Origin of the sequence: Micromonospora sediminimaris (assembly GCF_016863575.1) — a bacterium.
Lineage (GTDB): Bacteria > Actinomycetota > Actinomycetes > Mycobacteriales > Micromonosporaceae > Micromonospora > Micromonospora sediminimaris.
Window position 1 is genome coordinate 52,662 of sequence record NZ_BOPD01000006.1, and the last position, 12,742, is coordinate 65,403.

Annotated in this window: 14 protein-coding genes; 13 read left to right on the top strand and 1 reads right to left on the bottom strand. The window is 72.5% G+C overall.

Annotated features, from left to right (window positions below; all coding sequences use genetic code 11):
* Positions 1-756: 756 nt before the first annotated feature.
* The 10 genes from Vse01_RS03185 to Vse01_RS03230 all read left to right on the top strand — a co-directional run bounded on the left by Vse01_RS03185 (position 757) and on the right by Vse01_RS03230 (position 9,487).
* Entirely contained in the window at positions 757-927 is a 171-nt protein-coding gene (locus Vse01_RS03185; RefSeq protein WP_170863355.1) for a hypothetical protein, read from the top strand.
* On the top strand, positions 927-1,688 hold the full coding sequence (locus tag Vse01_RS03190) for a CIS tube protein (protein WP_093402634.1): 762 nt from the start codon (positions 927-929) through the stop codon (positions 1,686-1,688). Before Vse01_RS03185 ends, Vse01_RS03190 begins: the two co-directional genes overlap by 1 nt.
* Positions 1,685-3,280: a phage baseplate assembly protein V gene (locus tag Vse01_RS03195; RefSeq protein WP_093402633.1), complete on the top strand. Its 1,596-nt coding sequence runs from the start codon at positions 1,685-1,687 to the stop codon at positions 3,278-3,280. Before Vse01_RS03190 ends, Vse01_RS03195 begins: the two co-directional genes overlap by 4 nt.
* On the top strand, positions 3,280-3,618 hold the full coding sequence (locus Vse01_RS03200; RefSeq protein WP_093402632.1) for a hypothetical protein: 339 nt from the start codon (positions 3,280-3,282) through the stop codon (positions 3,616-3,618). Before Vse01_RS03195 ends, Vse01_RS03200 begins: the two co-directional genes overlap by 1 nt.
* A complete protein-coding gene (locus tag Vse01_RS03205; protein WP_093402631.1) occupies positions 3,615-4,070 on the top strand; it encodes a GPW/gp25 family protein in 456 nt (151 codons plus the stop codon). The genes Vse01_RS03200 and Vse01_RS03205 overlap by 4 nt, the downstream gene beginning before the upstream one ends.
* Positions 4,067-6,664, top strand: a complete 2,598-nt coding sequence (locus Vse01_RS03210) for a putative baseplate assembly protein (protein WP_093402630.1) — start codon at positions 4,067-4,069, stop codon at positions 6,662-6,664. Before Vse01_RS03205 ends, Vse01_RS03210 begins: the two co-directional genes overlap by 4 nt.
* Positions 6,645-7,250 (top strand): phage tail protein, encoded by a 606-nt coding sequence (locus Vse01_RS03215; RefSeq protein WP_093402629.1) that lies wholly within the window; start codon positions 6,645-6,647, stop codon positions 7,248-7,250. The genes Vse01_RS03210 and Vse01_RS03215 overlap by 20 nt, the downstream gene beginning before the upstream one ends.
* Positions 7,247-8,170, top strand: a complete 924-nt coding sequence (locus Vse01_RS03220) for a hypothetical protein (RefSeq protein WP_093402628.1) — start codon at positions 7,247-7,249, stop codon at positions 8,168-8,170. Before Vse01_RS03215 ends, Vse01_RS03220 begins: the two co-directional genes overlap by 4 nt.
* A 76-nt stretch (positions 8,171-8,246) precedes the next feature.
* Complete coding sequence (locus Vse01_RS03225; protein ID WP_093402627.1) at positions 8,247-8,702, top strand: hypothetical protein; 456 nt, start codon at positions 8,247-8,249, stop codon at positions 8,700-8,702.
* 14 nt (positions 8,703-8,716) lie between these two features.
* Positions 8,717-9,487, top strand: a complete 771-nt coding sequence (locus tag Vse01_RS03230; RefSeq protein ID WP_093402626.1) for a hypothetical protein — start codon at positions 8,717-8,719, stop codon at positions 9,485-9,487.
* 29 nt (positions 9,488-9,516) lie between these two features.
* On the opposite strand, the gene Vse01_RS03235 is transcribed toward Vse01_RS03230, so the two are convergent.
* Entirely contained in the window at positions 9,517-10,128 is a 612-nt protein-coding gene (locus Vse01_RS03235; RefSeq protein ID WP_093402625.1) for a TetR/AcrR family transcriptional regulator, read from the bottom strand.
* Between the two features lie 90 nt (positions 10,129-10,218).
* Between Vse01_RS03235 and Vse01_RS03240 the strand changes: the two genes are divergently transcribed.
* From Vse01_RS03240 to yidC, 3 genes are all read left to right on the top strand, one after another.
* Positions 10,219-11,265 (top strand): aldo/keto reductase, encoded by a 1,047-nt coding sequence (locus tag Vse01_RS03240; protein WP_093402624.1) that lies wholly within the window; start codon positions 10,219-10,221, stop codon positions 11,263-11,265.
* 169 nt (positions 11,266-11,434) lie between these two features.
* Complete coding sequence (locus tag Vse01_RS03245) at positions 11,435-11,719, top strand: DUF6412 domain-containing protein (protein ID WP_093402623.1); 285 nt, start codon at positions 11,435-11,437, stop codon at positions 11,717-11,719.
* Positions 11,720-11,813: 94 nt separating this feature from the next.
* Positions 11,814-12,740 carry a membrane protein insertase YidC gene (gene yidC, locus Vse01_RS03250; RefSeq protein ID WP_093402622.1) on the top strand — a complete coding sequence of 309 codons (927 nt, stop codon included), beginning with the start codon at positions 11,814-11,816 and terminating at the stop codon, positions 12,738-12,740.
* The last annotated feature ends 2 nt before the right edge of the window (positions 12,741-12,742 follow it).

Below are 12,742 nucleotides of genomic sequence, written 5' to 3' on the forward strand. Positions count from 1 at the left end.
GTGACGTCCGGTATCCGGGCATCGACCGGTGCGCCGATTGAAGCAGAGCAAAGGGACCGCAGTGGAATGTCCCGGCCCGTTCCGGCGACTGCCGCGCAGCACGGGTCCGCCGGGCCCGGCGGACCAGGCGGACCGGTTGGGTCGAGCGGGTCGAGCGGGTCGAGCATTGTCCGCCGGCGATCGACCCGAGGGGCGGTCCGGGCAGCCGGGGCGGCGGCAGCAGCCACGACGGATGCCCACGACCGGGCTCCAGCGTCGACGCAAGGTCCCCGGCCGGCCGAGCCGGTCCGGGGCACGACCCGGGCCGGGTTTCGCACCGACGCGGAACGGCCCGCAGCAGCCCCGGCCACGGCAGAGCCGCTGCCACCCGCCCCGACCACCCGGCACACCGATCCCACGAGCCCATACACCGGCCCGGCGAGCCCGCCCACCGGCGCAGCCGCCTGCCCGCCGGTCGACGCGGCGGGACGGCCCACCGGCTCCGCAGGCCGGCTCTCCGACGTGGCCGGGCCGGGGGCGGCGGGGCCGCCGGGTAACTCCGAGCCGCGCCCGGCAGCGGCCACCCCGGGGCACCGGGCGGCGCTCCGGTTGGTGACCGGGCGCCAGCGGACGGCCGACCCTCGCCTGCCGGACGGGGACGGCTGGGCGGGACGCCCGATCGGGCCAGGCGACGGGCGCTGGGTACCCCACGGGCCGCCCACCGGCGACGGGCGGTGGCCCGGCAGTGGGCTGCCGATCGGCGATGGACGCTGGTCCGTGGGCGCGGACGTCCGCTGGCCGGAGCTGGAGTCGTCGCGCGGTGGGCGTACGCGGCCCGACCCGTGGCCGGCGCTCCCCGACGACCGGGCACTGTGGTCGGTTCCCGGACCGGCCGACGGCGACGAGCACCGGACGCGGCGGCTCGACGGTGAACAGGCGGGTGGCTGATGCAGCGGGTGGCCTTCCTCATCGACACCGGCGAGCGGATCGACTGTCTGCTCAATCCGGAGACCGTGCAGGTGACCCGCCTCGCCGGGGTGCGTCAGCGAGGTGGCGCCGACGGTCAGCTCACCGGCGCCGGGCTGGCCGACGACCCGCTGCTCTTCACCGGCGGTGGCCGCACCGAACTCGTGTTGGATCTGCTCTTCGACATCGACTTCGCCGAGGGGCAGGTCCGTCCCACCGACGTCCGGACGCTCACCCGACCACTCTGGATGCTGGCCGAGAACTCGGCGGTGGAACACGGCTGGCTGCGACCACCGCTGGTACGGATGGTCTGGGGCAAGACCTGGAACGTGCCCGGTGTGATCGTCGCGGTGGCGGAACGCTTCGACGCGTTCACCGCCACCGGCTCCCCACGCCGCTCCTGGCTGCGGCTCAAACTGGTCCGGGTGGCGGAGGACGCCCGGCACGCCGAGGAGGGCTTCGCCGAGGAGTTGTCCGCCGCGCAGACCCCCACCGCCGCCCCGGGCACGGCCGTGGTGGCCGCCGGTGACGGCACCGCCACCGCCGACACCTCGGGCGTACGCTTCGATCTGCTCGCCCACGACGCGCTGGGCTCGCCCCTGCGCTGGCGGCTGTTGGCCGAGCACAACCGGATCACCGACCCGCTGGCCGTGCCCGCCGGCACCGCGCTCGCCGTACCGCCGCTGCCGGGCACCGCACCGGCGGGCGCGACGTCCACCGACTCCTCCGGGGCCGGGTCGTGACCGCCGCCGCGCCCCGGGCGCTGACCGTGCTGCTCGGCGGTAGATCGCTGCCCGAGGCGGTGACCGGCCGGGTCGCCTCGGTGCGGGTGGCCGCCCGCCTGAACCGGCCCACCCAGTGCGAGGTGACGCTGCACACCGCCCCTGGCAGCGCCGCGCTGACCGGACCGGTGCAGATCGGCGCGAGCCTGGACGTGCACCTCGACGGGCGTCCGGAGGCACTGTTCACCGGGGAGGTCACCGCCGTCGAGATCGAGTACGCCGCCGACGGTACGGCCATCCTGCGGGTGCGCGGGTACGACCCGCTGCACCGGTTGCGCAAGCGGCAACGGATCCGGGTCTTCGAGTCGGTGAGCGCCGCCGGGTTGGCCACGGAACTCTGCGCCGACCTCGGGTTGCGTGTCGAGGCGGAGGTCGACGGCCCGCACCTGGACCGGCTTCCGCACCACCGGCCCAGCGACCTGGACCTGCTGGTCGAGGTCGCCGCACGGGCCGGGCTGCACCTGACTGTCGACGGTGACGTGCTGCGACTGGTCACCCTGGACGGCTACGGCGAGGCGATCCCCCTGGAACTGGGCCGCGACGTGCACGGCCTCCGGTTGTCGGTGAACGCCGACAGCGCCGCCGGGGAGAGCGCGGTGCTGGGTTGGCATCCGCAGCGCGCCGAGGCGATGGCCCAGAGTGTCGGCACCCCCCGCTGCGGGCGACGCACCCCGGCGGATCCCGATCCGGCCGATGTCGGCGCGGACGGCACACGTACCGCCCTGGACCAGCCGGGACGCAGCGACGACGAGATCGCCGCGTTGGCCCAGGCCCGGCTCGACACCCGGGCCGCCGCCCTGGTCACCGCCGACGGCACGGCCGAGGGCACGCCCGCGTTGCGGCCCGGCCGTCGGATCCGGCTGACCGGGGTGGCCGAGCCGGTGGCCGGGACGTACGTGTTGACGGAGGTGGTGCACACCGTCGACGCGAACGGTCACCTGAGCCGCTTCTCCACCCTGCCGCCACCGGCACCGCGCACCGGCACGCCGGCACCGGCGGTGGTCACCCTCGGCACGGTCACCGACGTCTCCGACCCGGACGGTCTGGGCCGGGTACGGGTCGAACTGCCCGCGTACGGCGGGGCGGACGCGGGCTGGCTGGCGGTGCTGTGTCCGGGAGCGGGGCGGGGCAAAGGACTGGTCGCGCTGCCCGATCCGCAGGACAGCGTGCTGGTGGCGCTGCCCGGTGGTGAGCCGGCCTCCGGGGTGGTGCTCGGCTCACTGTTCGGCACCGTCGAGCCGTGCGACACCGGGATCGACGACGGGCGGGCCCGGCGCTGGTCCCTGCGTACCGCCGGTGGTCAGCAGGTGGTGGTCGACGACGTGGCGCGAAGCCTGCGCCTGAGCACCGACGGCGGCAGTTGGCTGGAACTGACCCCGCAGTTGGCCACCCTGCACGCCGCGACGGACCTGGTGCTGTCCGCGCCCGGTCGGGCGATGGTCGTGCGGGCCCGCAGCGTCGACTTCCTGCACGCCGAGACCGTCGAGGACCCGCAGACGGCGGCCGAGCAGGCCCGAATGCTCGCTCGCGCCCACCACGAAGGAGGCAGCTGATGCGCTGGATCCACCGCGACTCGGTGATCAGGTGCAGCCACGACGGCCGGGTCCGCAACCAGGCGTCCCAGGGATGGGTCACGGTGGCCGGCGTACCCGTGCTGGTGGCCGACGACCCGAAGGGCCGGGAGATCGTCGCGTGCCCGAACTACGGCGCCACGGTCAAGCCGTGCACCGGCACCGAGGCGGTCCGGGCCGGCTACAGCGACTGGGTGCGCGTGGACGGCCGGCGGATCGTGCTGTCGCACCTGTCCGGGTTCACCAACGGCAGTCCACCCGGCCAGTTCACCTACCGGGTACGCGATCCCCGGCAGCGTTTCGTGGGGGCCGACCGGTGAGGGCGATCCGGTTCGTCGGCGCCGGCTTCGACCCCGGTCAGGGCGGCGGGCTCGGGTTGACGGCAGCCGGCGGCCTGGCGATGACCGACGGTGACGAGACCGTACGCCAAGCGCTGTTCCTGCTGCTGTCCACCACGCCGGGCGAGCGGCTGATGCGACCGGGGTACGGCTCCCGCCTGCACCGGCTGGTCTTCGCGCCGAACGACGACACCACCGCCGGGTTGGCCATCCACTACGTCCGCGCGGCCATCGCACGCTGGGAACACCGGATCGACGTGCTCGACGTCGACGCCGGACCGGATCCCGACGACCCGTGGCGGCTGGTGATCCGGCTGGACTACCGGATCCGGGCCAGCCTCACCCCCGGCCAACTGGTCTTCTCGGTCGACCTGCTGCCCGCCGACGACGACCCGATCACCGGTTCCGCCGCCGACATCGAGGAGGCACGATGACGCTGCCCGTGCCGCACCTGGACGATCGGACCTTCCTCGACCTGGTCACCGAGGCCCGGGAGCGGATCCGGCAGTCCTGTCCAGGATGGACCGACCTGTCCGCGCACGACCCCGGCGTCGCGCTGCTGGAGGCGTTCGCGCATCTCACCGAGGTGATGATCTACCGGCTGAACCAGCTGCCGGAGAAGGCGTACGTCTCCTTCCTCAACCTGCTCGGGGTGACCCGGCACCCACCGGCGGCGGCCTGGGCGGACGTCCGGTTCACCCGCACCGGCCCGGACGATGCCCCGCTGCGGATCCCCGCCGGTACCCGGGTGGCCGCCGCCCGCGGAGCCGACCCACGCCCGGTGGTCTTCGTCACCTGCGAGCCGGCGCTGCTCGCCGCCGGGCAGCGTGAGGTGACCGTCCGGATGCACCACTGCGAGCCGGTGGAGGCGGAGTTGCTCGGTGTCGGCACCGGGCAACCGGGGCAGGTGCTGCGCGCCGGGCGCGCCCCGCTGGCCCGTACCGCCGAACCGCTGGACCTGCTGCTCGGTGTCGAGGTTCCGACCGGGTCGGTGGAACTGGGCGCCGCCGCGCGGGAACACGACGGGCGCACCTTCGAGATCTGGCGGGCGGTGGACAGCTTCGCCGGGCTCAGCCCGCAGGACAAGGCGTACCTGGTGGACCGGTGCTCCGGCACCGTGACCTTCGCCCCGGCGCTGGACCTGCGGGCCGCCGACGGCGGGACGCTGACCTTCGGCGACGGCGCGGTCGCGGCGGTGCCACCGGCCGGGCGGCAGGTCCGGCTGTGGTACCGCGCGGGCGGTGGACCGGCCGGCAACGTGGCCGCCGGCACCCTGACCAGCCTGCGTGACCCGCTGCCCGGAGTGAAGGTGGTCAACCCGCTGCCGGCGGCCGGTGGGCGGGAGCTGGAGGCCATGGAGTCCGTGCTGCTGCGCGGGCCGTACGCCTTCTTCGCCCAGCAGCGCGCGGTGACCGCCCGGGACTTCGAGGTGCTGGCCACCGCCGCCGGCGGGGTGAGCCGCGCCCGTGCCTTCACCCGGGCCGCCGTCTACAGCTTCGCCCGCCCCGGTGAGGTGGAGGTGGTGCTGGTGCCGTACGTGCCGGACGGGGCGCGGCCCGGTGGCCAACTGCCGGTGGCGGTGCTGCGCGATCACGAGGTGGAGGAGGTCCGGTTGCGGGTCGAGGCGGACCTGGAGCGCCGCCGTTCGCTGGGGACCACCTGCCGGGCCTCCTGGGCGCGGTACAAGGCGGTGTCGATCCGGGCCCGGGTGGTGGTTCGTCGGGAGGAGGACGTCGACGCGGTACGCCGACGCATCCACGACCGCCTGCACCAGACGTTGACTCCGCTGCCGACCACACTCAACCCGACCGGTTGGGCGTTCGGCGAGCCGCTGCGGGCGTCAAACGTGTATCGCCTGCTGGAGCACGCCGAGCCGGGCGTGCGCTACGTCGAGTCGGTGCGGTTCGAGGTCGACGAGGCGCCGGACAACCAGGTGCGTACCCTGGCGGCCGACCAGTACCAGCCCCGCACCTGGTACGCCGGCAGCGGGGCGGTGCTGTTCCGCTCCACAAACGCGGGCGCCGGTTGGGAGCCGGCGGGACGCTTCGACGGGGAGACCGTGCAGCGGGTGGTGCCGGCCCCCGCGCCGGTGCGACCCGGCATCGTGCCCCGGGCCGGTTCGGTCGCGGTGGCGACGGTACGCGCTGGCGGCGGGTCCCGGGTGCACCTGAGCACCGACCTGGGTGAGACCTGGTCGCTGCTGGCCGACCTGGACTCGCGGGTCGGCGACCTGGCCTGGATCGACCGGGACGGCGCCGGAGCGCTGCTGGTCGCCACCGACACCGGCCTGTACGAGGTGTCCCTGCTGCCGGACGCGGTGCCGTTGCAGATCCTGGTCGATCCGGCCGACGCCGATCGGGGTTTCTACGCGGTGCGGTCGTTCGTCTCCGAGCGCGGCGCGGCCGGGGTGGCGGTCGCCGCCCAGGCCGGTTTCGGGGTGTACCTGTCCCACAACGCCGGACGCCCCGGCAGCTTCAGCCACGTGGGCCTGGCCAACGTGGACAACCGGGTTCTCGCCGTGCAGTACGACGGACCGGCCACCCTGCTGTGGAGTGGGGCCGGCGAGCCCGATCCGAAAAGGCCCGGCCAGGGGTGCTTCCGCACCCGGCTGTTCGAGTCCGACGTGAAGTGGCAGGCGCTGTCGGCGGGCTGGCTCGGCGGCACCTGCCGGGACCTCGCCTTCAGCGGTTCGCTCGCGCTGGCCGCGACGCAGAGCGGCGGGGTGCTCCGGCTGGACACGCTCGCCGCGCAGCCGCAGTGGACGTCGGTGTCGGTCAACTGCGGGTTGCCGCTGCGTGACCGGACCCGGTTCATGCCGGTGGACGCGGTCGCCGCCACCGGCGCGGCGGAACGCCTGGTGCTGGCCGGCGGGGAACGCGGCGTGCACCGCAGCGAGGACGCGGTGGAGTGGTCGGCCAGCGCCAACCAGTCGACCGCCGACGTGGTGACCGTCCCGGACACCTGGCTGCTCTGCTCCGGCGAGCACGACATCGAGGTGGTGCGGCAGGATGCGACGAGCGGCCATTGAGCGGCTGCTGCCCGCGGCCTACCAGCGGGCGGCCGGGCCGGGCAGCGTGCTGTGGGCGTTGCTGGACGTGATGGAGGCGTTGCACGCCCCAGACGAGGCGGTGCTGTCCGAGGTGGACGCGCTTTTCGCGCCGTACCGGGCACCGGCGCCGATGGTGGCGTACCTGGCCCGGTGGGTGGCGATGGACCACCTGGTCAGCGCGCCCCGGCGGGACGTCCCCCTGCCGTTGCCCCTGAATCGGCTGCGCGACGTGGTGGCGCACGGCGCGGCGCTGGCCGCCTGGCGGGGCACCCCGGACGGTCTGCGGGTCGCTCTGGAGCTGGCCACCGGGGTCACCGGGTTCGTCCTCGACGAGCCGACCGAACGGCCGTTTCACCTGGTCGTCCGGGTGCCCGCCGACGCCGTCGATCAGTTGGCGCTGGTCGACCGGATCGTGGCCGCGGAGAAGCCGGCCGCGGTCACCGCCGAGATCACGGTCGGCGACACCCCGTCCGAGCGGGCGGTCGGCCGGGCCAGCGTGCCGTCGCCGGCCGTCGACCCGTCAGCTCCCGTCTCCCCCGTTTCCGCCGCCGAGGAGCCGTCATGACCACCGAATGGACCGTCGCCGCCGCCGCCGAGCAGTTCACCCTGGACGCCCGCAACGCCGGTGAGCTCACCTTCACCGTCTCCAACCCGGGCGTCGCACCGGACACCGTGGTGTTCGACGTGGCACCCGGCGAGGGCACCCAACGGTCGTGGTTCACCGTCACCGAGCCCCAGCGGGTGGTACCGGGCCAGGGTTCGGTGTCGTTCCTGGTCCGACTGTCCGTGCCGGCGGGCACGCCGCCCCGGCGCTACGACATGACCGGGTTCGCGTACTCGGCGAACACGGCGCCGGAGGAGAGTTCCCGCTCCAGCGGCCGGGTCACCTACGAGGTGCGCGCGGTCGCGCCGCCGAAGCGTACGCCCTGGCCCTGGATCGCCGCGGCGGCGGCGTTGGTGCTGGTGGTCTCGGCGGTGGTGGTCTTCCTGGTGGCCCGCGACGATGAGCCGCCACCGCAGGCGCAGGTGGTGACCGTCGAGGCGGAGACCCTGGTGACCGGGGCTCGGGTCGAGTCGCCCTCGGGTTCCGGTGCCACCGTTCAGGTGCAGCAGAACTGCTGCGAGGTGACCTGGTCGCAGGATGCTCAGCTGTTCTTCCTCGGCCGTGCGGTCAACGACCGGGTGACCGTGACGGTGGCGCTGCCCGCCGAGGCGACCTGGCAGTTCTCGGCCGTGCTGACCACCGCGTCCGACTACGCCAACACGGTCTTTTTGATCGATGGCCGGCAGGTCGGCGCCCCGTTCCTCGGGTTCACGCCGAAGGTGCAGGTGACCGACTGGGTCGAGGTGGGTCGGGTGCGGCTCGGCCCCGGAACGCACGAGATCACCCTGGTCGTGATCGGCAAGACGCAGAGCACGAACCGCTACTTCGCCGGTATCGATCTGCTCCGGTTCACCGAAGTCGCACCGGAGGACCAGCGATGAGCGAGCGGCAGCGAGCGAATCATCAACTCAGCGCGGCGATGCCTCATGACGGCACGCAGCGAAGCGAAGTGCCGACATGAGCGGGCAGCAGAAGGCGCTGCTGGCGGCGCTGGGCGTACTGCTGGTGGTGCTGTTCGCGGTGGCGGTGGGCGCGGGTAGCGACGACCGGGGCGACCCGGCGGCCCGGCATCCACTTGTCGACCTGCTGGGGCGAGCCGGAGGTGGGCGGAGCGCCGTCGATCCGGCCGGGGTGGACGCGGACTGCGCCGACGCCACCGGGCAGTTGGTGGTCAACGGCCGCTGCGAGTTGCGCATCGCCGACCCGGGCGGGCTGCGCACCCTGATCCTGCGCGGTCCGCAGGCATTCAGCGTAAGGGCCACCGCCCCGGGCGACGCCGACTTCACCGTCACCGACGAGGTGGATCCCGCCGACGACGGCAGCGGCGCCGTGGCCCGCGTCGCCGTCGACCGAGCCACCACGGTGCTTGTGAGTTGCCCGCCCGGGTGCCTCGTCACCATCGCGCAGGACTGAGGCAGGAGGTCGGCATGGGTGCGCTGCGCAAGCCGTTCCTGCTGCTGGCGATGCTGGCGCTGGTGCTGGCGGTCGGCCTGGAGGTGGGTGCCGGGCTGTTGCTGGGCGGCGGTGACGCCGGTGCGGAGTTGGCCGGCAGCGCCGCCGACCTCGGGGTGGAGGTCGGCGACGTACGAGAGGTCAGCGAACCGTCCGGCCGTGGTACGGGTTACCTGGCGCTTGTCGACACGGCGGCGCTCTGGACTACCGGGCTGTTCTGTCTGGGTCTGGTGCTGCCGGACCGGCTGCACGGCCGGATCCAGGGCGTCGCCACCCTGATCTTCTCCATCGTTCTGATCCTCGTGGCCCTGCTGGCGCTGGTGCTCGCGTTCATCGAACTCATGATCATGGTGTCGTTGTTCCTGGCGCCGCCGTTCGGCACGCTGGCGTACCTGGCGCTGTGGGGCTTCTTCCCGGTCGGTGACGCCGCGGTGCTACTCGCGCTGGTGCTGCTGCTCAAACTCGCCTGGGCCGGGTTGCTGATCCTGGCTCAACCGAAGTTCCTGCAGAACAAGGGGCTGGTTCTGCTGATCCTGACCAGCCTGCTCTGCACGGTGCTGCTGGAGTTCCTGCACCACCTGGTGCCGGTGATCCTGGTGAGCATCGTCGACTCCGTGGGCGCCGTCGTCTTCGCGATCATCGCGATCGTCTGGGCGCTGGTGCTGCTGATCGGAGCGATCCCGGCGATCGTCAAGGCGGTGCGGGCCACGGCCGCCCTGCGCGCCGAGCCGGACCCGCACGGCTGACGGCCGGCCTGAAGGAATGAGCTGTGCCGTCAGTCGGGACCGCTGGTCTGCGTGAAAACGCCGGCGTGGGCGGCTGCCGCTGCCGCTTCGGCGGCCCGGTCCGCCATGGCCTCGTCGATGGGGTCTCCGCTGACGAGCAGGCGGTAGTAGAGCGGTGCCGAGACGGCACGGATGACCTCGGCTGCGTCCGTGTCCGGGGGCAACTCCCCGCGCCGCACGGCCTGTTCCACGCAGGGGGCCCACTCGGCGATCCGGACGGCGTAGAAGCGATGCAGAGCATCGGCGGCGCGTAGGTCGCAGGTCGCGGCGACGATGACCGCCCGGAACAGGGCACCCTGACGCGAGTCGACCAGGGTTCGCTGCACGAGCCGGGCATTGGCACGCAGGTCTCCGATCAGGCTTCCGGTGTCGGCTCTCGGCAGCGACTGCTCCGCCATGTCTGCCAGCAGGTCGGTGACCAGGCCGGCGGCCGTACCCCAGCGGCGGTAGACAGTTGTCTTGCCCACCTCGGCACGGCGCGCCACGTCCGCGAGATCAAGACGATCGAAGCCGTGCTCGACGAGTGCGTCACCGGCAGCTTTCAGCACGGCGGCGCGGACCCGGGCGGTCCGTCCTCCGGGCCGGATCGCACCGACAGCCATAACGGGTCTCCAGTTCCCTTAACTGCGATTGACTGCTAGCGTAGCCGACGCGCTAACGAAACCCCAGTTCCCTTAGCGGAAGGATTCATCGTGGAGTACCGACGACTCGGGGCATCCGGCCTCACCGTGCCCGCCCTCAGCTTCGGCGCCGGCACCTTCGGCGGGTCCGGCCCGCTTTTCGGCGCCTGGGGCAACACGGACGCCCGAGAGGCGAGACGCCTCGTGGACATCTGCATCGAGGCCGGGATAACGATGTTCGACACTGCGGACGTGTACTCCGACGGCGCGTCCGAGGAGGTGCTGGGGCAGGCGATCAAGGGCCGACGCGACGCCGTCCTGATCTCGACCAAGAGCGGTCTGCCGACCGGTGACGGGCCGAACGACGCGGGAACCTCACGGGCTCGTCTCATCCGATCGGTCGATGTGGCGCTGCGCCGACTCGGGACCGATCACATCGACCTGTTTCAGCTACATGCCTTCGACGCCGCGACGCCCGTCGAAGAGGTCATCGCGACCCTTGACGACCTGGTGCGAGACGGCAAGATCCGTTATCTCGGCGTCTCCAACTTCGCCGGCTGGCAGCTCATGAAATCCCTCGCCGCAGCCGACCGGGAGCATCGCCGCCGCTACGTGGCACACCAGGTCTACTACTCGCTAGTCGGTCGGGACTACGAGTGGGAGCTGCTGCCCCTGGGCCTCGACCAAGGCGTCGGAGCCGTGGTGTGGAGCCCGCTCGGCTGGGGACGACTCACCGGCAAGATCCGCCGCGGCACACCGCCACCGGCCACGAGCCGGCTCCACGCGACCGCCGCCTTCGGCCCACCGGTCGAGGACGAGCACCTGTTCCGCGTCATGGACGTCCTCGACGAACTGTCCCGCGAGACCGGTCGAGCGGTGCCGCAGATCGCCGTCAACTGGCTACTGCAACGGCCCACGGTAGCCACCGTCATCATCGGCGCCCGCAACGAGGCACAGCTGAGGCAGACCATCGACGCTGCCGGTTGGTCACTCACGCCGGAACAGACAGCCCGGCTCGACACTGCCAGCAGCCGCACCGCACCCTATCCGTACTTCCCTTATCACCGACAGGAAGCCTTCGCCAGGCTCAACCCTTCGCCGGTCGCGACCACAGCCTGAACGCAGACCCAAGCCAGGGAGGCGGCAACAACCCTGTAGTTGCCGCCTCCCGCAGGCTGGACACCGCAACAACCCTGATGTTGCTGCGTCGGCGGCGGGGCGGCGTCCAGGGGGCGGTGGTCGAGATCCTGGACGCCCACCTTTTGCTTACGGCGGATATGGTTGCCCCGTGATCGGGCTCGGCCTGCTCTGGTACCTCGTCGGCGTGTTGGCCGACGTCGGTGCCACCAGCATGCTCTCCGGCACGGCGGCGGTGACCGGCGTGCTGCTGGCCGCCGTGCTCGCCGCCGGGGTCCTGCTCACCGGGGCGGTGGCCGATCCCGCCCTGCGGGTCACCCGTCGGATGCTGCGGGAGCGCTCCGACCGTACCGGGATACCCCGCCACCGCGATCCGGACGCTGCCGGCCGAGCTCGGCCCAGAGCCCCCACCGCCGCGACCCTCGCGGTCGCCTGAGCGCCTCTCCACTCACCCACCTCTGCCGCTCGTCGGCGACCGCTGGTGACCGTTCCTGCTCACATCAGCCTCAGGCCGTATCGAGGGGTGTTCCATGTCCATGATCTACCACGCCATCTCCGAGATCCTGTTGTTCTGGCACGCCGCCTGGCAACGGCTGCTCGGCGACGCGTCCGCGCTGGGCACCGACTGGTCCTGGGTGCTGGGCATCGTCTTCCTGGTGCTCACCGTCCGGATCATCCTGTTCCCCGTCTTCGTCAAGCAGATCCGGTCGCAGCGAGCGATGCAGGCGTTGCAGCCGAGGCTCGCCGAGCTCCAGGCCCGGCACCGCGACGACCGGGAGACCCTACAGAAGGAAATGGTCGAGCTGTACCGGGTGGAGAAGGCCAACCCGCTGATGGGTTGCCTGCCGATGCTGGTGCAGATCCCGGTCTTTCTCGGCCTGCTCCACGTGTTGCGACATCTCAAGCCGACGATGCCGGAGCACCTGAAGACGCTGTACGGCTGGTCGGTGACCCAGTTCGACAGCGCCTCGTCGGCCACGCTGTTCGGCGCCCCGATCGCAGGTTCCTTCGGCTCCAGCGGGCAGGAACTGGCCCTGCTCGGCGCGGGCGGCGCGACGGTCAGGATCGTGGCCGCCGTGCTGATCGCGACGATGATCGCCACGACCTACCTGTCCAGCCGTCAACTGATCCTGCGCAGCGGCTGGGCCACGGACCCGCGGCAGCGGCTGGTGCAGCGGCTGATGCTCTACGGCATCCCCGCCTCACTGCTCGTCTCCGGACTGATCTTCCCGATCGGCGTGATCATCTACTGGGTGACCACGAACCTCTTCTCGCTCGGCCAGCAGACCTGGATGCTGCGCAGGTACCCGCCACCCGCTACCGCGACGACCGGTCCGGGTACGCCGGCCAGCACGCCGACGGCTGCCCCGACCCGCGACGGGGACGCAGCTGGCCGTCCGGCCGCACCGAAGGTCGGGGCGAAGCCGACCAACCGCCGCCGGAGGCGGGCCACCTGAGT